Source organism: Streptacidiphilus sp. ASG 303, assembly GCF_020991365.1.
GTDB lineage: Bacteria > Actinomycetota > Actinomycetes > Streptomycetales > Streptomycetaceae > Peterkaempfera.
In genome coordinates this window covers 338,842-358,689 of the sequence record NZ_JAJLRA010000002.1, presented here as the reverse complement: position 1 = coordinate 358,689, position 19,848 = coordinate 338,842, and the positions used below count along the sequence as shown (strand labels likewise).

The following is a 19,848-nucleotide window of genomic DNA, read 5'->3' as shown; positions in this document are numbered from 1 at the left end:
CCCGGAGGGGTGGCCCGGGCACCCGTCCCCGGCCGCGCCCCCGTCCGTCCGGCGCCGGCAGCCCGCTCGCCGCCCGCCGGGGCCACGGCGGCTGTCCACCCGCGCCTGTCCACCCGCGCCTGCGCAGCCGCGCCCGTTCAACGGTGCCCGTCCACCCGCCGCGCCCGGTCAGCCGCGCCCGCCCCGCCGCAGCAGCCCGCCGACCGCGTCCGCGGCCCGCCGCCGCGCCGACCACCAGGCGTCCCGGACCGTGTCCCGCACGGCGGCGTACCGCCCGGCGACCCGCCACACCATCCGCACCGAGGACGGCGGCAGCACCACCGCCCGCACCCTGGTCCACCTGCCCGCGGCGGCCCGAAGCCCCTCGCTGGCCGCCCGCACGTCGTCGCCCAGCCCGGCCGGCGCCTGCGCGGAGCGCGCGTACAGCGCCCGCTCGGTGGCCAGCGCCACCCGCCCGGCGGCCTCCCGCGGCCCGTCCTCCAGCGGCGCCGCCGCCGCGATCCGCTCCAGGGTGCGCCGCGGGGTCTCCGCACCGTCCGGTGCGATGCCCAGGTCCCAGGCCGAGTCCACCAGCTCCTGCCAGGCGGCGATCACCTGGGCCTCCGTCAGCTCCGGCGGTCCGGACGCGCCCTCCGGCCCGCCCCTGCTCCCCCCGCCGCCGTCCACCGGCCGCAGCCGGATCCGCCGCAGCCTGGTCCGCCACAGCATGGGGACGAGCAGCAGCGCCAGCAGCAGGAGTCCGACCCCGGCACCCGCCAGCACGGCCGCCGTCGGCCACGCCGACCGCCGCGGCGCCGCCTCGGGCACGGCCGCGACCTGCTTGCCGCACTCGCCCGCCCGCCGCTCCTGGACGGTGCAGCCGGGGGCGGTGCTGGGACCGGCCGAGGGCCGGGCCGTCGGCCTGGTCCGCGGCTCCCGGTCGTCGGCGCCCGGCGCGGCGGGCGTCTGCTGCCGGGTGTAGTCGGGCGTGGTGCCTCGGCTGGGCGTGGGCTCGAAGCGGATCCAGCCCGCCCCTTCGAAGTACAGCTCGGGCCAGGCGTGGGCGTCCTTGCTGCCCACCGTCCAGCTGCCGTCGGACCGGGGGCTGCCGGAGGTGAAGCCGACGGCCACCCGCGCGGGGATGCCCAGGGTGCGCGCCATCGCCGCCATGGTGGCGGAGAAGTGCACGCAGAAGCCCTCCTTCCGGCGGAGGAAGGAGGTGATGGCGTCGATGCCGGTGCCGGCCCGCACCTCGGTGTTGTACGAGAAGCCGCCGGACTGGGAGAACCAGTCCTGCAGCGCCACCGCCCTGTCGTACGGGGTGTCGGCGTCCTGGGTCACCTGCCGGGCGGTGGTGCGGACCACGTCGGGCAGGTCGGCGGGCAGCGCGAGGTCGCGCTCGGCGATGTCCTGGGGCGGCGCCGCCGCGGCGCGCAGCTGCTCCGGTGTGGGGTCCAGGTCGAGGCTGGTCACCGTGTACGACAGGCCGAGCGTCTTCTGCCCGTTGTCGCCGACCACCGTGCGGCTGTTGGGCTCGAACCGCCACCTGCCCGGCACGTCCACCCGGGAGGCGGGGTACGGCATGGGCAGCCACTCCTGCCTGAGATGACTGCCGACGGCGATCCGGGTGGTGACCTCGGTGCGCTCCACCGCGCCGGAGAGCCCCGGAGGGTCCGGCAGCGGCGAGGGGACGTCCTCGACCCGCTGCGGGGAGGGCCGCCACTCGACCCCGTCGAAGTCGTCCGACACCGCCACCCGGATGTACATGCTGCCGGCGTTCTTCGAGGTGGTGGTGTAGCTCAGCTGCTCGATGTTGTCCGGCTGGTTCAGGTCGGACTGGAGGGACACCACCGGGTTGATCGCGGTGATGGTCCCCCCGCCCTTGCCGCCCCCGTGGCCCAGGCGGCCCCCGATCAGGCCCCCGTCCAGGTCCGGCAGGAAGAACGGCACCGCGAGGGCGACCGCCAGCGCCGCCACCCCGGCCCGCCGGCCGCCGCCGGTGAGCGGACCGCCGGAGCCGCCGCCCGCGCCGTGGAAGACCCGGCCCCAGCGGGAGAGCCGGTCCTGGCCCTCCGCGAACAGCACCGCCAGGTAGCCGCCCGCCGCGAGCAGGAACCAGAGCCACGCGGGCCCCCGGTCGTCCAGGCCGGTTCCCACCGAGTACAGGGCCAGCAGCGGCAGGCCCGCCAGCGCGGCCCGCCGGTAGGTCACCGCCAGCGTGTCGACCGCGACCGCGACCAGGGCCACCGAGCCGACCAGGATCAGCCGCAGGCCGGGGGTGGCGGGCGCGGGCGTGCCGTAGTTGCCGACGTCGTTCACGCCGCCCTGCAGCACCTGGACCAGCCGGCTCACCGAGGCCGGGCCGGGCAGCAGCCCGTACACGGCGGCGTCGCGGGCGAACCCCAGGGCCAGCAGGCACCCCACCGCGGCCACCTGCGCGGCCGGGGTCAGCGGGCGGGGCAGCCGCAGCCGCCGCCCGAGGGCGCCGACGCCCGTTGCGGCCGCGGTCAGGAACGCGGCGTGCAGGATCCACCCTGCGGGCTTCACCAGCGGTTCCAGGCAGAAGGACACCAGCATGACGGCCGCCGCCGAGCACAGCGTCAGCCGGGTGCGGCCCGTCACTGCGGACCCCCCTCTCCGTCGGTCCGTGCTCCCTCGGCCCGCGCTGCGGCGGTCCGTGCCGCGTCGGTCCAGGTTCCGTCGGTCCATGTCCCGTCGGCCCGGGTCCCGTCGGCCCGTGCCCCGGTGCCGGTCCCCTGCGGCGCGCCCCCGGGCGGGCCCGCCGCCCCCGACGCCTCCCGCGGCCCCGGCCGGGCGGCGCGGTCGGCCTGCCGCCACAGCGCGGCGGCGGTGTCCCCGGCGGCGGCGCGCAGCACCGTCCAGCCGGCCTCCCGCAGCAGCCGCTCCCCGGTGCCGGCGCCGAGGGCGTCCGCGCCGTGCGCCGCGGTGCGCACGGCGGCCCAGGTGGCGGTGTCCAGCAGGAAGGCGACCGCCGCGCCGGCGCGGCGCCGCAGTCTGCCGAGCCGCGCCACCTGCTCCTCGTCGAGCGTCCCCAGGACGGCGACCACCAGGCCCTCGCCGCCGAGCCGCAGCACGTCCTCGGCGCGGGAGAGCCCCCCGCCGTCCGACGCCTGCAGCACGGCCAGGGTGTCCAGGATCAGCCCCGACGTCTCGGAGGCCGCCCCGCCCTCCCCGGCGGTGCCGGGCACCGACAGCCCGGTGTCGGTGAGCAGCCCCACCGCGTACCCCCGCTCCAGCAGGTGCACCGCGACCGAGGCGGCGGTGGCGACGGCCCACTCCAGGGAGGAGGCGGGCCCGCTGCCGCGGTGGCCGACGCCGCGGGTGTCCAGCAGGACGGTGGCGCGGGAGCGCAGCGGCTGCTCCTCGCGGCGCACCATCAGCTCCCCGTAGCGCGCGGTGGACTTCCAGTGCACCCGCCGCAGGTCGTCGCCGTGCCGGTAGCCGCGCGGCACCACGTCGTCCTCGCCGGCCAGCGCCACCGCCCGCGACCGGCTGTCGCCGTGGCCGGTCCACTCGCCGGCCAGCCGGACCGGGGGCAGCGGCTCGACCTGCGGCACCACGGTGAGGGTGTCGGCCGCGGTGAAGGCCCGGGCCAGCTCGCACATGCCGAACGGGTCGGACAGCCGCAGCTGCAGCGGCCCGAGCGGGTAGCGGCCGCGCAGGTCGGAGCGGACCCGGTAGGACACCTCGCGGTGGCCGCGCGGCTCCACCCGGTCCAGGACGAAGCGCGGGCGCGGACCGAGGACGTACGGCACCCGGTCCTCCAGCATGAGCAGCCCGGTGGGCACGCGCGAGACGTTGTCGACCCGCAGGTGCACCCGTGCCTCCTGTCCGGCGGGCACCCGGTGCGGGGTGAGGCGGCGGCCGCTGGCGACCCGGTAGCGCGTGCGCAGCAGCAGCACCGCGGAGGCGAGCGGCAGGGCGGCGAGCAGGATGCCGACCCGCAGCAGGGCGCCCTGCCCCAGCAGGTAGGAGCAGAGGATTGCGGTCAGGCCGGCCGCCAGGAAGGAGCGGCCCCGGGTGGTCAGCCCCCGCAGCCCGGTGCGCAGTCCCGACGCCTCCCCCTGGCCCTGGGGGGCCACCTCAGCCCCTCCGCAGCGGCGCGCCCTGGTCCCCGAACGGACGCGGGATCGGCAGCCGCTGCACCATGTCCCGGACGACCTGCTCGGTGGAGCGGCGGCTCAGCTGGGTCTCGGCCGTGGGCAGCAGGCGGTGGGCGAGCACCGGCACCGCCAGCGCCTGCACGTCGTCCGGCAGCACGTAGTCGCGGCCCTCCAGTGCGGCGGCCGCGCGGGCCGCCCGCAGCAGGTGCAGGGTGGCGCGGGGGGAGGCGCCGAGCCGCAGCTCGGGCGAGGTGCGGGTGGCGCCGACCAGCTCGACGGCGTACCGGCGGACCGTGTCGGCGACGTGCACCCCCCGGACCGCCTCGACGAGCTTCAGCACGTCGTGGGCGTGCGCCACCGGCTGCAGGTCGTCCAGCGGCGAGGCGCCGCCGTGGGTGTCCAGCATCGCCAGCTCGGCCTCGGGGCCGGGGTAGCCGATGGAGATGCGGGCCATGAAGCGGTCCCGCTGGGCCTCGGGCAGCGGGTAGGTGCCCTCCATCTCGACCGGGTTCTGGGTGGCGATCACCATGAACGGCGACGGCAGCTCGTAGCTGGTGCCGTCGATGGTGACCTGGCGCTCCTCCATGGACTCCAGCAGCGCCGACTGGGTCTTGGGCGAGGCGCGGTTGATCTCGTCGCCGACGACGATCTGGGCGAAGATCGCGCCGGGCCGGAACTCGAAGTCGCGGCGGTTCTGGTCGAAGACGTTGGTGCCGGTGACGTCGGAGGGCAGCAGGTCCGGGGTGAACTGGATGCGCCGCACGGTGCAGTCCACCGACCGGGCCAGCGCCTTGGCCAGCATCGTCTTGCCGACGCCGGGCACGTCCTCGATCAGCAGGTGGCCCTCGGCCAGCATCACCGTCAGCGCGATCCGCACCGCCTCCGGCTTGCCCTCGATGACGCTCTCCACGGACGACCGCACCCGCTCCACGACGGCCCGGAGCTCGTCCAGCGCCGCAGGCCCGCGCCGGAACTCCGGCACCGGCCCACCCGCCCGGGGGTAGGCGGCGCCGGCCGGTCCCTGACCGTCGAGACCGGCACGCTCGTTGAAGGTCGTCACCCGCTGCTCCTCGGACCCGTCCTGTCGGCCGTTCCTGGTCCAGGGACCGGCCCCTCCACCCCGGATTACGCGCACCCCGGCTGATCGGTTCCAGGGGGACCGGCCGCCCGGCTCCGGGCACGCGGGCAGGCCGCCCCAGGTGGTGCGGGGACCCGGCCTGCCCCACGCATTCTTCCCTGCATCGGTGTCACAAGTCACCCGGCCGGGCGACACGCCCGCTTTGCCCGGGATCGGGAGTGCGCTGCGGACCGGACCGGGCTGGGGCGGGAGGGCGGAACCGGACGGGAAGGCGGGGAGGGGGAGGGGGCGCCGCCGGACGGGGCCGTCGCGCGGCGCGCTACCGCGGGGTGCCGAAGTCCTGCGTCCAGTAGCCGCCCGGATCCGCCACCCCGAGGCCCATCTCCCGGTACCCGCAGTCGAGGATGTTCCAGCGGTGCTCGGGGCTGGACATCCACGCCCGCACCACCTCCTCGGCGCTGCCGTAGCCGCGGGCGACGTTCTCGCCCCAGGCCGAGGGGCGGTAGCCGCTGCGCCGGATGCGGTCCACCGGGCCGGAGCCGTCGGATCCCTGGTGCGACATGAGGTGGCGGACGGCCATGTCCCGGCTGTGCTCCCGCGCGGAGGCGTTCAGGCGCTCCTCCAGGACCAGCGACCCGCACCCGGCGCGCCACCGCTCCTCGTTGACCAGGTCCAGCACCCGGTTCGCCGTCTGCCCGGAGAAGACGTGCAGGCCCTCGGCGCGGGCCGCGGCGGGGGCGCCGACCGCCAGCAGGCAGGCGGCCGCGGCGACGGCCGCTCTCGGACGGGGGGCGGTGCTGCGCTGGTTCCGCACGGACGACCTCACTCGGGGCAGGGGGCTGCGGGGCTCACCGGCACCCGATCACCGGTTCCGGGGGCCCTGTCCCGCCGCGGCGCCCCGTGTCACCCGGGGAGGGGACGCTTTGCGGCCGACCGGACGGAGGCGGCTCGCCGGTTCGGCCCAGCCGCCCGCGGGCCGCCCCCGGTGCCGCCCGCCCCCGCCCCCGGTCCGGCGCCGCGCCCGCCCCCGGGCCGGCACCGCGTCCGTTCGCGTCCGTCCGCGTCCGCCCGCCGGACCTTCACCCGCCCGGGTGGCCGCCCGGCGCGGGACCGGGTGCGGTGCGCCCCGGCCGCCGCCGCCCCGCTCCCCGCCGACCTGGCCTTTCGCGGTGCGCCGCACGGGTGGTGCGCCGTCGCGGACGATTGACCCCGGCAGGCGGTGGAGTAGAGTGACGGCGGAGCGCCACGGGTCGTCACACGCCGTCAGTCCACCGCGGGACGACGCCCGCCGGCCCCCGCCCCCACCCGCCGGACGCTGCGCCCGGCCTCCTCCCGCTCCGCACCCCCTGGCTCCCCTTCCCCGGCGCCAGGAGGGTCACTTCCCCCAGTGAGCGGGCGGGGACCAGACGCCGCGTCCGCACCCCGGGCGGGCCCCGCCGCGCGCGGCCCCCTCCCGGCCGCCCCCACCCCGCGCGACCGGGCCGGCGGGCCGTCGTCCACCATGGGACGGCACGGCGCCCCGCCCCGGGGCGACGGCACCACGAGAAGGGCCCCTCCCCGCCATGAGCACCGACGACCCCGCACGCACCGCCGCCGCGGGAGGCCGGGCGACCGGGCAGGAGCAGGGCCCCCGGCACGTCCCGGTGATGCTCCGGCGGTGCCTGGACGTCCTCGCCCCCGCCCTCGCCGAGCCCGGCGCCGTCGTCGTGGACGCCACCCTGGGCCTCGGCGGCCACAGCGAGGCGCTGCTGCGGACCTTCCCCGAGGCCCGGCTGGTCGCGGTGGACCGCGACCCGGCCGCGCTGGAGCTCGCCGGGCGGCGCCTCGCCCCGTACGGGGACCGGGCGTCCCTGGTGCACGCCGTGTACGACGAGATCCCGGCCGTGCTGGAGCGCCTCGGCATCCCCCGCGTCCAGGGCGTCCTCTTCGACCTCGGTGTCTCCTCCATGCAGCTCGACGAGGCCGACCGCGGCTTCGCGTACGCCCAGGACGCCCCGCTGGACATGCGGATGGACCAGTCCCGGGGCCTGAGCGCCGCCGAGGTGCTCAACACCTACAGCCACGGCGAGCTGGCCCGCATCCTCAAGGTGTACGGCGAGGAGCGGTTCGCCAAGAAGATCGCCTCGGTGATCGTCCGCGAGCGGGAGAAGGAGCCGTTCACCACCAGCGCCCGCCTCGTGGACCTGGTGCGGAACGCCATCCCCGCCGCCACCCGCCGCACCGGCGGCAACCCGGCCAAGCGCACCTTCCAGGCGCTGCGCATCGAGGTCAACGGCGAGCTGGCGGTGCTCGACCGGGCGATCCCCGGCGCGCTGGACGCGCTCGCGGTCGGCGGCCGCATCGCCGTGCTCTCGTACCACTCCCTGGAGGACCGCCTCGTCAAGCAGTACCTCGCCGCCGGGGCCACCAGCACCGCCCCGCCCGGCCTGCCGGTCGTCCCGGAGGAGTACCAGCCCTGGCTGAGGCTGCTCACCCGCGGCGCCGAACTGCCGACCGAGGCGGAGATCGAGGAGAACCGGCGCGCCGCCCCGGCCAGGCTGCGCGCGGCGGAGAGGATCAGGGAGCGGAAGGCGGACCGGGGCTAGCGGCCCCGCGGCGGCGCCCGGGGCGTCCGCCGGGGGAGGGAAGGAGCAGGGAGTTGAGGGTGCCCGCAGCGGGGACGGCGGGGGCGCGGCGGCAGCCGGGACGCCCCGGGGCCGGTCCGCGTCCGACCGTCCGCCGGCTCTCCGCCCCCCGCCGCCCGGCCCGCGGCCGCACGCCCTTCGCCGTCCTGGTGGTGGTGCTGCTGGCGGCGGGCCTGATCGGCCTGCTGACCCTCAACACCGCGCTCAACCAGGGCTCCTTCGAGCTGTCGCGCCTGCAGAGCGAGACCACCCGGCTCACCGACGAGCAGCAGAGCCTGGAGCAGCAGATCGCGCAGCTGTCCGCCCCGGACGCGCTGGAGCGGCGCGCCCGCGGGCTCGGCATGGTCCCCGGCGGCAGCCCCGCCTTCCTCCGGGACGACGGCACGGTGCTGGGGAAGCCCGGGAAGGCCGTCGGCACTCCGCCGGTCACCCGCTCCTCCGGCGCCCTGTGGAGCGTCCCCAGCCCCAGCCCCCAGGCCGCCGCGCCCGCGCCCGCCGGCGCCGACGGCGTCATCCAGGCCGCGCCGGCCGCCGCGGGGGGTGCCGCCCGGTGACCGACGAACCCCGCCGGCCCCGCCGCCCCGCGGCGGCCCGGCCCGCCCCCGCCCCCCGGCCCGCGGGCGGCCGCCCGGCGGCCGGGGCCGCCGCGCCGCGCCCGCCCCGCCCCCGTACCGGCCGGCCCGACCGCGGGCAGGACCGCGAGAGGCAGCAGGACCGCGAGAGGCCGCAGGACCGCGAGGGGCGGCCGGGCCGCCCCGCCCGGCCCGGCCGCCCCCCGGCGGCCCGCGGGTCCGCCGGGAAGGCCATCCGCCTGGGCGACCCCCGCCGCCGGCTGCGGGTGGTCACCGCCGTCCTGGCCGCCGTCCTCGCCCTCTTCGTCGGCCGCCTCGTCCAGCTCCAGCTGGTGGACGCCTCCGCCCTCGCCGGGGAGGCCGCCGTCAACCGGTACGTCGACGACGTGCTCCCCGCCGACCGCGGTGCCATAACGGACGCCTCGGGCGCCGTCCTCGCCGCGACCGTCGACGCCGACGACATCACCGCCGACCCGACGATGTTCACCCCCGCGCAGACGAAGGTCCCCGACGCCCCGCAGCAGGCCGCCGCCCTGCTCGCCCCGATCCTCGGCACCGACCGGGCGAAGCTCGCCGCCGCCCTCAGCGCCCCCGGCAAGCGGTACGCGCTCCTCGCCGGCCGCCAGCCGCCGCAGGCCTGGACCCAGATCAGCGCGCTCAAGGCGGCCTTCGCCAAGCAGGCCGCCACACCCGCCTGCCAGGCGCAGGCCGCGCAGGTCGGCAGGCCCGCGGACCAGGGCGGCCGCACCTCCGTGGACGCGGGCTGCGCCGACGTGCTGGCCGGGGTCTTCCACCGCGGGACCAGCCGCCGCGTCTACCCCGACGGCGGCCTGGCCTCCAACGTCGTGGGCTTCGTCAACGGCGAGGGCCTCGGCGCGGGCGGCCTGGAGCAGCAGTACCAGGCCGAGCTGGCGGGCCGCGACGGCCGCATCACGTACGCCCAGTCCGGCGGGCAGCTGGTGCCCACCGCGGGCTTCCACGAGCGCGCCGCCGTCCCCGGCTCCACCCTGCGGCTCACCCTGGACCGCGACATCCAGTGGGCCGCCCAGCGCGCCATCACCGACCAGGTGCGGGCGGCGGGCGCGGAGAAGGGCTACGTCATCGTGCAGGACGTGCGGTCCGGGCAGGTGCTGGCCATGGCCACCGCCCCGGGCTTCAACGCCGGCGACCTCGCCCACGCCGCCCCCGGTGCCCTCGGCAACCCCGCCCTCCAGGACGCCTACGAGCCCGGCAGCACCGCCAAGCTGATGACGATGGCCGCGGTCCTCGACACCGGCACCGCCGCCTGGGACACCCACGTCACCGTCCCCGGCACCCTGCACCGCGCCGACCGGATCTTCCACGACGACGTCGACCACGGCACCTGGTACCTCACCCTCAACGGGGTGCTGGCCAAGTCCTCCAACATCGGCACCATCGAGGCCGCCGAGCACCTCGGGAAGACCCAGAAGGAGTCCAACCGGGTCCTGGAGGGCTACCTGCGGAAGTTCGGCATCGGCCGCCCCACCGGCCTCGGCTTCCCCGGCGAGACCCGCGGCATCCTCGCCGCCGCGGCCGACTGGCAGGGCTCGCAGCAGTACACCATCCCCTTCGGGCAGGGCCTCTCGCTCAACGCCCTCCAGGCGACCTCGGTCTACTCCACCATCGCCAACGGCGGCGTGCGGGTCGACCCGAGCCTCGTGCGCGGCACCACCGGCCCCGACGGCCGCTTCACCCCCGCCCCCGCCCCCGGGCGGACCCGCGTGGTCGGCCCGCAGACCGCGGGGACCCTCGCCCGGATGCTGGAGTCGGTCGTCTCCGACGAGCAGGGCACCGGCGCCAGGGCGCAGATCCCCGGCTACCGGGTCGCCGGCAAGACCGGCACCGCCAACCGCGTCGACCCGAGGACGGGCCGCTACTCCGGCTACACCGCCTCCTTCATCGGCTTCGCCCCCGCCGACCGGCCCCGGCTCACCGTCTCCTGCACCATCCAGGACCCGGTCAACGGCCACTTCGGCGGCCAGCTGTGCGGGCCGGTGTTCAAGCAGGTGATGGAGTTCGCCCTGAAGTCCCTCCAGGTGCCGCCCAGCGGCGCCCCAGCCCCCGGGCTCCCCGTCGAGTGGAAGCCCTCCCCGTGAGCAGCGACAGGAGAGCCGACGTGACCTCGATCACACCCCAGGAGCCCGCGGGGTCCGCCCCCGGCCTCTCGCGTGGCCCGGGCGCCGCCGCTCCGGATACCCTGCCTGCCGTGCCGAAACCTGATCAGCCCCCGAAGCACCCCGGCCCGCCCCGCCCCGACGCGGTGCGGCCGACCCCGCTCGCCGAGGTCGCCGCCCTGCTGGGCCCGGTCCCGTCCGCCGCCGTGGCCGGGGCCGCCGCGGAGGCCGAGGTCACCGGCATCACCCACGACTCCCGGGCGGTGCGCCCCGGCGACGTGTACGTCGCCTTCGGCGGCGCCAACCACCACGGCGCGGCCTTCGCCGACCGGGCGGCCGCCGCCGGGGCCGTCGCGGTGCTCACCGACCCGGCCGGGGCGGAGCAGGCAGCCGCCTGCGGCCTGCCGGTCCTCGTCGTCGACGAGCCGCGGGCCCGCATGGGCGCCCTCGCCGCCGCCGTGTACGGGCGGCCCGCCGAGGACCTGCTCATGGTCGGCGTCACCGGCACCAGCGGCAAGACCACCACCTCGTACCTGGTCGAGGGCGGCCTGCGCGGCGCCGGGCGCGCCCCGGGCGTCATCGGCACCGTGGAGATGCGGGTCGGCGACCGCCGCATCCCGAGCGAGCGCACCACCCCCGAGGCCACCGACCTGCACGCCGTCCTCGCGCTGATGCGCGAGCAGGGCGCCGACGCGGTCGCCATGGAGGTCTCCAGCCACGCCCTGGTCTTCGGCCGGGTCGACGGCGTGGTCTACGACGTCGCGGTCTTCCTCAACCTGACGCCGGAGCACCTCGACTTCCACCCCGACATGGAGGACTACTTCCGGGCCAAGGCGCAGCTCTTCACCGAGCGCCGCGCCCGCCGGGGCGTGGTCAACCTCGACGACCCCTACGGCCGCCGCCTCGCCGCCGAGGCGGGCATCCCGGTCACCACCTTCTCCGCCGAGGGCGACCCGGACGCCGACTGGCGGGCCGAGGCCGTCCACCTGGGCCCGGCCGACTCCACGTTCCGCGTGGTCGGCCCGGACGGCGCCGCCGCCGACGCCTCGGTGCCGCTGCCCGGCCCGTTCAACGTCGCCAACGCCCTCGCCGCGATCGCGGCCCTGGCGAGCGCCGGGCTGCCGCTGGAGCAGGCGGTGGCGGGCGTCGCCGCCGTGCCCGGCGTGCCCGGCCGCATGGAGCGGGTCGACGCCGGCCAGCCTTTCGTCGCCGTCGTCGACTACGCCCACAAGCCGGACGCCCTGCGGTCCGTCCTGGAGTCGCTGCGCGAGGTCACCAAGGGCCGCGTGCACCTCGTCGTCGGCTGCGGCGGCGACCGGGACCCGCACAAGCGCGGCCCCATGGGCGCCATCGCCGCCCGGCTCGCCGACACCGCCGTCCTCACCAGCGACAACCCCCGCACCGAGGACCCCCTCGCCATCCTCGCCGCCATGCTCGGCGGCGCGCTGGAGGTCCCCGAGGCGGAGCGCGGCGACGTCCTGGTCGTGCCCTCCCGGGCCGACGCGGTCGCCGCCGCAGTCGCCCGCGCCCATGCGGGCGACTCCGTCCTCGTCGCGGGCAAGGGCCACGAGCTCGGCCAGTACGTCCGCGGCGAGATCCGACCCTTCGACGACCGGGAGGTGCTGCGCGACGCCATCGTCCGCAGCCACCCGGAGGCCGCGGCACAGGAGCCCCGCCCCGCGGGCGCCGGCGCGGCAGACTCCAAGGAGTAACCCCCAGTGATCGCACTGACCCTCGCCGAGGTCGCCACGGCCGTCGGGGGGACGCTGCACGACGCCCCCGACCCGCAGGCCCGGATCACCGGACCGGTGGTCGTGGACTCCCGCCAGGTGCAGCCGGGAGGGCTGTTCGCCGCCGTCCGCGGCGAGCACGCGGACGGGCACGACTTCGCCGCCGGGGCCGCCGCCGACGGCGCCGCCGCCGTGCTCGCCGCCCGGCCGGTGGGCGTCCCCGCCGTCGTCGTCGACGACGTCGTCGACGCGCTCGGCCGCCTCGCCCGCGCCGTCGTCGACCGGCTGCGGGAGACCACCGCGGTGGTGGGCCTGACCGGCTCGGCCGGCAAGACCAGCACCAAGGACCTGATCGGCCAGCTCCTGGAGCGCGTCGGCCCGACGATCTGCCCCACCGGCAGCTTCAACAACGAGATCGGCCTGCCCCTCACCGCGCTGCGCGCCGACGCCTCCACCCGCCACCTGGTGCTGGAGATGGGCGCCCGCGGCAAGGGCCACATCGCCTACCTCACCGGCCTGACCCCGCCCCGGATCGGCGTCGTCCTCAACGTCGGCACCGCCCACATCGGCGAGTTCGGCGGCAAGGCCGCCATCGCCGAGGCCAAGGGCGAGCTGGTGGAGGCCCTGCCCGCCGACGGCGTCGCGGTGCTCAACGCCGACGACCCGCTGGTGCGGGCCATGGCCTCCCGCACCCGGGCCCGCGTCGTCCTCTTCGGCGAGTCCGCGGAGGCGCAGGTCAGGGCCGAGGACGTCCGCCTGGACGCCTCCGGCCGCCCCTCCTTCACCCTCATCACCCCGGCCGGTTCCGCCCCCGTGACCCTGCGCCTGTACGGTGAGCACCACGTCTCGAACGCCCTTGCCGCCGCAGCGGTGGCGGGGGAGTTCGGAATGTCCGTCGACGACACCGCCGCCGCCCTGGGCGAGGCGGGTGCGCTCTCCCGCTGGCGCATGGAGGTCGTCGAACGGGCCGACGGTGTCACCGTCGTCAACGACGCCTACAACGCGAACCCGGACTCGGTGCGGGCCGCACTGCGGGCGCTCGTGTCGATGGCGGGCACCGGGCCCGGGCGCCGGCGCACCTGGGCGGTGCTCGGCGAGATGCGGGAGCTCGGCGAGGACTCCCTCGCGGAGCACGACGCCATCGGGCGCCTGGCGGTCCGGCTGAACGTCACCAAGGTGGTGGCGGTCGGCGGCCGCGAGGCCGCATGGCTCGACATGGGTGCCAAGAACGAGGGTTCGTGGGGTGAGGAGTCGGTGCTGGTGTCCGACGCTGAGGCGGCGATCGATCTGCTGCGCGATCAGGTACGGCCGGGGGACGTGGTGCTGGTGAAGGCATCCCGCGCGGCAGGTCTGGAGCGGGTCGCGGAGGCCCTGCTCGCGGACGGCGGCGCCGCGGCGGACGGAGCGGCCCGGTGAGGCAGATCCTCTTCGCCGGCGTCATCGGCCTGGTCCTCACGCTCATCGGGACCCCGCTGCTGATCCGGCTGCTCGCCCGGCACGGCTACGGCCAGATGATCCGCGACGACGGCCCCGCCGCCCACCACAGCAAGCGCGGCACCCCCACCATGGGCGGCATCGCCTTCATCCTGGCGACGCTGATCGCGTACGCGGCCACCAAGGCCATCACCATGGAGAAGCCCACCGCCTCCGGGCTGCTGGTGCTCTTCCTGACGGCCGGTCTGGGACTCGTCGGCTTCCTCGACGACTACATCAAGGTCATCAAGCAGCGGTCGCTCGGCCTGCGGGCCAAGGCCAAGCTGGTCGGCCAGTCGGCGGTGGGCCTCGCCTTCGCGATCCTGGCGCTGCAGTTCCAGGACAGCCGCGGCCTGACCCCGGCCTCCACCAAGCTGTCGTTCGTGCAGGACTTCGGCTGGTCGATAGGGCCCGTGCTGTTCGTCGTCTGGGCGTACTTCATGATCGCCGCGATGTCGAACGGCGTGAACCTCACCGACGGCCTCGACGGCCTGGCCACCGGCGCCTCGGTGATGGTCTTCGGCGCGTACGTCTTCATCGGCGTCTGGCAGCACGGCCAGAACTGCGCCTTCGCGCTCACCGCCACCGCCAACTGCTACGACGTCCGCGACCCGCTCGACCTCGCGGTGGTGGCCTCGGCGCTGATGGGCTCCTGCTTCGGCTTCCTGTGGTGGAACACCTCGCCCGCCAAGATCTTCATGGGCGACACCGGCTCCCTGGCGCTCGGCGGCGCCCTGGCCGGCCTCGCCATCTGCTCCCGCACCGAGATGCTGCTCGCCCTGCTCGGCGGCCTCTTCGTGCTGATCACCCTCTCGGTGATCATCCAGGTCAGCTCCTTCCGGATGACCGGCAAGCGCGTCTTCCGCATGGCGCCGCTCCAGCACCACTTCGAGCTCAAGGGGTGGAGCGAGGTCCTCATCGTGGTCCGCTTCTGGATCATCCAGGGCCTCTGCGTCGCCGTCGGCCTCGGACTCTTCTACGCGGGCTGGGTGACCGGATGACGGACAGCGCCGCCGCGCACGGCGCGGACACCCCCGGGTTCGAGGGACTGCCCGTCGCCGTCGCCGGCCTCGGCGTCTCCGGCATCAGCGCCGCCCGCGTCCTGCACGGGCTCGGCGCCGACGTCACCGTCGTCGACGGCGGCGACTCCCCGGCGCTGCGCGAGCGCGCCGCCGGCCTGGAGGCGGACGGCGTCGCCGTCCGCCTCGGCGACGGCGCCACCCTGCCCGAGGGCACCCGGCTGGTCGTCACCTCGCCCGGCTGGCCGCCCTCCAGCGCGCTCTTCGCCGCCGCGGACGCCGCCGGCGTGCCCGTCTGGGGCGACGTCGAGCTGGCCTGGCGCCTGCGCCGCCCGCACCCCGCCACCGGCGAGCCCGCACCCTGGCTGGCCGTCACCGGGACCAACGGCAAGACGACGACCGTGCAGATGCTCGCCAGCATCCTCACCGCGGCCGGGAGGCGCACCGCCGCCGTCGGCAACGTCGGCGTCTCCGTCCTCGACGCCGTCCTCACCGGCTTCGGCGGCGCGGACGGGAACGGCGTGGACGGCATGGACGGCGCGTACGGGGACGGGGTGGACGGGGCGGAGCCCTACGACGTGCTCGCCGTCGAGCTCTCCAGCTACCAGCTGCACTGGGCGCCCTCGCTGCGCCCGCACTCGGCGGTCGTCCTCAACCTGGCGCCGGACCACCTCGACTGGCACGGCTCCATGGAGGCGTACGCCGCCGACAAGGGCCGCATCTACGAGGGCAACCGGGTCGCCTGCGTGTACAACACGGCCGACCCCGCCACCGAGGAGCTGGTGCGCGCCGCCGACGTCGAGGAGGGCTGCCGCGCCGTCGGCTTCACCCTCGGCGCCCCCGGCCCGTCCGAGCTCGGCGTCGTGGACGGCCTCCTGGTCGACCGGGCGTTCGTCGCGGACCGGCAGCGCACCGCCGCCGAACTGGCCTCCGTCGAGGACGTCCAGCCGCCCGCCCCGCACAATGTCGCCGACGCCCTGGCCGCCGCCGCCCTGGCCCGCGCCTACGGCGTGGAGCCGCGCGCCGTCCGCGACGGCCTGCGGGCCTTCCGGCCCGACGCCCACCGCATCGCGCAGGTGGCCGTGGTGGACGGCGTCACCTGGGTCGACGACTCCAAGGCCACCAACACCCACGCCGCCGCTGCCTCGCTGGCCGCCTACGACCCGGTCGTCTGGATCGCCGGCGGCCTCGCCAAGGGCGCCGCCTTCGACGGACTGGCGGCCGGTGCGGCGTCCCGGCTGCGGGCCGTGGTGCTCATCGGCGCCGACCGCGCGGTGATCCGGGAGGCGCTGGCGCGACACGCCCCGGATGTGCCGGTGATCGAGGCGGCCGAGGGCCAGACTGGCGCGCAGGCCATGGACACCGTCGTCCGCGCCGCCGCGGACCTCGCCCGGCCCGGCGACACCGTGCTGCTGGCCCCGGCCTGCGCCTCGATGGACATGTTCACGAACTACGGCGAGCGCGGCGACCTCTTCGCCGCCGCGGTGCGGGGGCTCCGGGGCCGCTGAGGCCCGGGGCCGGGCGGCCGCACGCCGCCCGGCCCGGCGGCGGGGCGGTCCCGCGGCGGGACGGCCCGGCAGCAGGGCCGAGGGGAACGACCGGGAAGGGGCGAGCGGTGCCAGGACAGGTACGCGGGCGCACCGCCGCCCGGCCCGCCGAGCGCCCCTCCGGCCGCCTGCCGGTGATCTCGGCCACCAGCACCACCTTCCGCGCCGCCGGCCGGGCGGCGGCCCTGCGCGGGGCCTCCGCCCGGCTGCGCCGCGCCCTGGACCGGCCCCTGACCGCGTACTACCTGCTCCTCGGCTCCAGCCTGCTGATCCTGGTGCTGGGCCTGGTGATGGTCTTCTCCGCCTCCCAGATCACCGCCCTGCGCCAGGGCCTGCCGGTGCTCTTCTACTTCGGCAAGCAGCTGCTGGCCGTCGTCCTCGGCTGCGGCCTGATGCTGGTCGCCGCCCGCCTGCCGGTCGCGGCGCACCGGGCGCTGGCCTACCCGTTGCTGCTGCTCTCCGTCCTGCTCATGGTCCTCGTCACCATCCCCGGCATCGGCGTGGAGGTGGGCGGCAACCGCAACTGGATCAACGTCGGCCTCTTCCAGATCCAGCCCTCGGAGTTCGGCAAGCTCGCCCTCGTCCTGTGGGGCGCCGACCTGCTGGCCCGCAAGCAGCGCAACCGGATGCTGGACCAGTGGAAGCACCTGCTGGTGCCGCTGGTGCCCGGCGCGGTCTTCCTGCTGATGCTCATCATGGCCGGCGGGGACATGGGCACCGCCATGATCCTGGTCGCGGTCCTCTTCGGCCTCCTGTGGATGGCCGGGGCCCCGCTGCGGCTCTTCGCGGGCTCGGCCGGCGTCGCCGTGGTGATGTCCGCCGCACTCATCGTCCTCGCCCCGCACCGGCTCGCCCGGATCAACTGCGTGGGCGTCACCCACACCGGCCCCGACGAGCCCTGCTGGCAGGCGGTCCACGGCCTGTACGCGCTGGCCTCCGGCGGCCTCTTCGGCTCGGGGCTGGGCGCCGGCGTCGAGAAGTGGGGCCAGCTGCCCGCCTCGCACACCGACTTCATCTTCGCCGTCACGGGGGAGGAGCTCGGCCTGGCAGGGACGCTGTCGGTGCTCGCCCTCTTCGCGGCACTAGGGTATGCGGGTATCCGCGTGGCCGGACGCACGAAGGACCCCTTCGTCAGGTACGCCGCGGGAGGCGCCACCACCTGGATCACGGCCCAGGCCGTGATCAACATCGGTGCGGTGCTGGGACTGCTGCCCATTGCGGGCGTCCCGCTCCCGCTGTTCTCCTACGGGGGGTCCGCACTGCTGCCGACCCTGTTCGCCGTCGGCATGCTGCTGTGCTTCGCGCGCAGCGAGCCGGGGGCCAGGGCGGCGCTGGCCGCGCGGGGCTCCACCTCCCGGTCCAGGTCGGTCCTGGCCCGGGTGCTGCCACGACGAACCACAGCGCGGCCCGCGAAGCAGCCGCGCAGGGAGCGGTGAATTTCGGTGCATGTCGTACTCGCCGGCGGGGGGACCGCCGGTCACATCGAGCCCGCGCTCGCCCTCGCCGACGCACTCCGCCGGCACGACCCCACGGTCGGCATCACGGCGCTGGGCACGGAGCGGGGCCTGGAGACCAGACTGGTCCCCGAGCGCGGCTACCACCTGGAACTGATCCCGGCGGTCCCGCTGCCGCGCAGGCCCACCCCGGAGCTGATCACCGTCCCGGGCCGGCTGCGCGCCACCGTCAAGGCCACCCAGGACATCATCGAGCGCTCCAAGGCCGACGCCGTCGTCGGCTTCGGCGGCTACGTGGCCATGCCCGCGTACCTGGCCGCCAAGCGGGCCGGCGTGCCGATCGTCGTCCACGAGGCCAACGCCCGGCCCGGCCTGGCGAACAAGGTCGGCTCCCGCTACACCGACTTCGTCGCGGTCTCCACGCCCGACAGCAAGCTGCGCGGCGCCCGCTACGTCGGCATCCCGCTGCGCCGCACCATCGCCACCCTGGACCGCAACGCGGCCCGCCCCGAGGCCCGCCACTACTTCGGCCTCGACCAGCGGCTGCCCACCCTGCTGGTCACCGGCGGCTCCCAGGGCGCCCGCCGCCTCAACGAGACCGTGCAGGCCATCGCCCCCCGCCTCCAGCAGTACGGGGTCCAGATCCTGCACGCGGTCGGCCCCAAGAACGAGGTGCCGCAGGTCGCCGACGTGCCCGGGATGCCCCCGTACCGGGTGGTGCCCTACCTGGACCGCATGGACCTCGCCTACGCCGCGGCCGACATGATGCTCTGCCGGGCCGGCGCCATGACGGTCGCCGAGCTCGCCGCCGTGGGCCTGCCCGCCGCGTTCGTCCCGCTGCCGATCGGCAACGGCGAGCAGCGGCTCAACGCCCAGCCGGTGGTGAAGGCCGGCGGCGGCCTGCTGGTCGACGACGCGGAGCTGACCCCGGAGTGGGTCCTCGGCAACGTCCTGCCGGTGCTCACCGACCCGCAGCGCCTGTGGGACATGAGCCGCGCCGCGTCCGAGTTCGGCCGCCGGGACGCCGACGACCTGCTGGTCGGCATGGTGTACGAGGCCATCAGCGCGGCCCGGGGGCACGGCACGCACCGTGGCTGAGGAGACCGCAGCCCCGGAGGGGACGGAGCGGGCGGCGGCCGAGGGGCCGCCGCCCCGGCTCCGCCTCTCCCGGCGCGGCACGGCCGTGGTCGGCGCCCTGGGCGCGCTGGCCGCGGGCGGCTGCGTCTGGCTGGTCTTCTTCTCCCCGGTCCTCGACGTCCGCGCCGTCGCCGTCACCGGCACCGCGAAGCTGACCCCGGACCAGGTCGCGGCCGCGGCCGGGGTGGACCCCGGCGGGCCGCTGGCCCGGGTGGACACCGACGCGGTGCGCCGCCGGATCACCGGCCGGCTGCGGCGGGTGGACCGGGTGGAGGTGTGGCGGGGCTGGCCGCACACCCTGCGGATCAAGGTCGTCGAACGCCGCCCGGTGGCGGCCGTGGCGGAGGCGGACGGCCGCTTCACCGAGGTCGACGCCGCGGGCGTCCGCTTCGCGACCGGGCCCGCCGCCCCGCCCGGGGTGCCGGTGGTGCGGCTCGTCCTCGACCAGGCCGCCCGGGACGCGGACGCCGTCATCCCGCAGCGGGAACTGGTCGCGGCCGCGGTCCGGGTCGCCGGGGACCTGCCGCCGGCGGTGGCGGGGAAGGCCGCCGCGGTCGAGGTGCACTCGTACGACGACATCGAGCTGCGGCTGGACGGCGGGCGCACGGTCCGCTGGGGCAGCAGCGAGCGCGGGCCGCGCAAGGCGAGGGTGCTCACCGCGCTGCTCGGGCACCGGGCCCGGACCTACGACGTCAGCGCCCCCGAGGCGCCGGCGACGGCGGGCTGACGCCGGTTCGGGCGGTCACCCGGCCGCCGGGCCGGCCGGTGTTCCCGCCGGTGTGCCGGGCGGCTCCCGGATATTGACGGGACGGCCGCGCGGCCCGACCCTTGGTGGTCCACCCCGGCTGTGAGGGCCGCAGGATGATCACATAGGCTCAAAAGAAAAGCGGGAGGCTCGGCGTGTTCGTTGAACACGGCCGCGCATCGACCTAGGGTCCTGTGTCACCAGGACGTTGAGAAGGACACGGACACGGCA

The 19,848-nt window shown here is 76.7% G+C and carries 14 protein-coding genes; 10 read left to right on the top strand and 4 right to left on the bottom strand.

What is annotated here, in order from left to right; genetic code table 11:
* Positions 1-168: 168 nt before the first annotated feature.
* The 4 genes from LO771_RS04245 to LO771_RS04230 form a co-directional block, all read right to left on the bottom strand.
* Positions 169-2,601, bottom strand: coding sequence for a DUF3488 and transglutaminase-like domain-containing protein (locus LO771_RS04245; protein WP_230648211.1), 2,433 nt, complete (start codon positions 2,599-2,601; stop codon positions 169-171).
* A complete protein-coding gene (locus LO771_RS04240) occupies positions 2,598-4,082 on the bottom strand; it encodes a DUF58 domain-containing protein (RefSeq protein WP_230648210.1) in 1,485 nt (494 codons plus the stop codon). The genes LO771_RS04245 and LO771_RS04240 overlap by 4 nt, the downstream gene beginning before the upstream one ends.
* A 1-nt stretch (position 4,083) precedes the next feature.
* Positions 4,084-5,085, bottom strand: a complete 1,002-nt coding sequence (locus tag LO771_RS04235) for a MoxR family ATPase (protein WP_230648369.1) — start codon at positions 5,083-5,085, stop codon at positions 4,084-4,086.
* A gap of 415 nt (positions 5,086-5,500) precedes the next feature.
* Positions 5,501-5,995: a CAP domain-containing protein gene (locus LO771_RS04230; protein WP_230648209.1), complete on the bottom strand. Its 495-nt coding sequence runs from the start codon at positions 5,993-5,995 to the stop codon at positions 5,501-5,503.
* Between the two features lie 748 nt (positions 5,996-6,743).
* Here LO771_RS04230 and rsmH point away from each other — a divergent pair.
* The 10 genes from rsmH to LO771_RS04180 all read left to right on the top strand — a co-directional run bounded on the left by rsmH (position 6,744) and on the right by LO771_RS04180 (position 19,599).
* On the top strand, positions 6,744-7,766 hold the full coding sequence (gene rsmH / locus LO771_RS04225; protein WP_255743722.1) for a 16S rRNA (cytosine(1402)-N(4))-methyltransferase RsmH: 1,023 nt from the start codon (positions 6,744-6,746) through the stop codon (positions 7,764-7,766).
* Positions 7,767-7,819: 53 nt separating this feature from the next.
* Positions 7,820-8,359, top strand: coding sequence for a septum formation initiator family protein (locus LO771_RS04220; protein ID WP_230648208.1), 540 nt, complete (start codon positions 7,820-7,822; stop codon positions 8,357-8,359).
* Positions 8,356-10,494, top strand: a complete 2,139-nt coding sequence (locus LO771_RS04215) for a penicillin-binding protein 2 (RefSeq protein WP_230648207.1) — start codon at positions 8,356-8,358, stop codon at positions 10,492-10,494. Before LO771_RS04220 ends, LO771_RS04215 begins: the two co-directional genes overlap by 4 nt.
* Before the next feature lie 20 nt (positions 10,495-10,514).
* Positions 10,515-12,224, top strand: a complete 1,710-nt coding sequence (locus LO771_RS04210) for a UDP-N-acetylmuramoyl-L-alanyl-D-glutamate--2,6-diaminopimelate ligase (protein WP_374228061.1) — start codon at positions 10,515-10,517, stop codon at positions 12,222-12,224.
* 6 nt (positions 12,225-12,230) lie between these two features.
* The gene (gene murF, locus LO771_RS04205) at positions 12,231-13,658 is read left to right on the top strand and encodes a UDP-N-acetylmuramoyl-tripeptide--D-alanyl-D-alanine ligase (protein WP_230648206.1); all 1,428 of its coding nucleotides are present in this window, start codon (positions 12,231-12,233) and stop codon (positions 13,656-13,658) included.
* On the top strand, positions 13,655-14,716 hold the full coding sequence (mraY, locus tag LO771_RS04200) for a phospho-N-acetylmuramoyl-pentapeptide-transferase (RefSeq protein WP_230648205.1): 1,062 nt from the start codon (positions 13,655-13,657) through the stop codon (positions 14,714-14,716). The genes murF and mraY overlap by 4 nt, the downstream gene beginning before the upstream one ends.
* Complete coding sequence (murD, locus tag LO771_RS04195; protein ID WP_230648204.1) at positions 14,713-16,242, top strand: UDP-N-acetylmuramoyl-L-alanine--D-glutamate ligase; 1,530 nt, start codon at positions 14,713-14,715, stop codon at positions 16,240-16,242. Before mraY ends, murD begins: the two co-directional genes overlap by 4 nt.
* Positions 16,243-16,349: 107 nt before the next feature.
* Positions 16,350-17,717 carry a putative lipid II flippase FtsW gene (gene ftsW / locus LO771_RS04190; RefSeq protein WP_374228060.1) on the top strand — a complete coding sequence of 456 codons (1,368 nt, stop codon included), beginning with the start codon at positions 16,350-16,352 and terminating at the stop codon, positions 17,715-17,717.
* 6 nt (positions 17,718-17,723) lie between these two features.
* Positions 17,724-18,833, top strand: coding sequence for an undecaprenyldiphospho-muramoylpentapeptide beta-N-acetylglucosaminyltransferase (murG, locus tag LO771_RS04185; protein ID WP_230648203.1), 1,110 nt, complete (start codon positions 17,724-17,726; stop codon positions 18,831-18,833).
* Positions 18,826-19,599, top strand: a complete 774-nt coding sequence (locus LO771_RS04180) for an FtsQ-type POTRA domain-containing protein (RefSeq protein WP_230648202.1) — start codon at positions 18,826-18,828, stop codon at positions 19,597-19,599. Before murG ends, LO771_RS04180 begins: the two co-directional genes overlap by 8 nt.
* Positions 19,600-19,848: the final 249 nt, after the last annotated feature.

Excerpts from the sequence above, each read along its gene's own strand:
- murD (WP_230648204.1), top strand. The coding sequence starts at position 14,713 with ATGACGGACAGCGCCGCCGCGCACGGCGCGGACACCCCCGGGTTCGAG.
- rsmH (WP_255743722.1), top strand. The coding sequence starts at position 6,744 with ATGAGCACCGACGACCCCGCACGCACCGCCGCCGCGGGAGGCCGGGCG.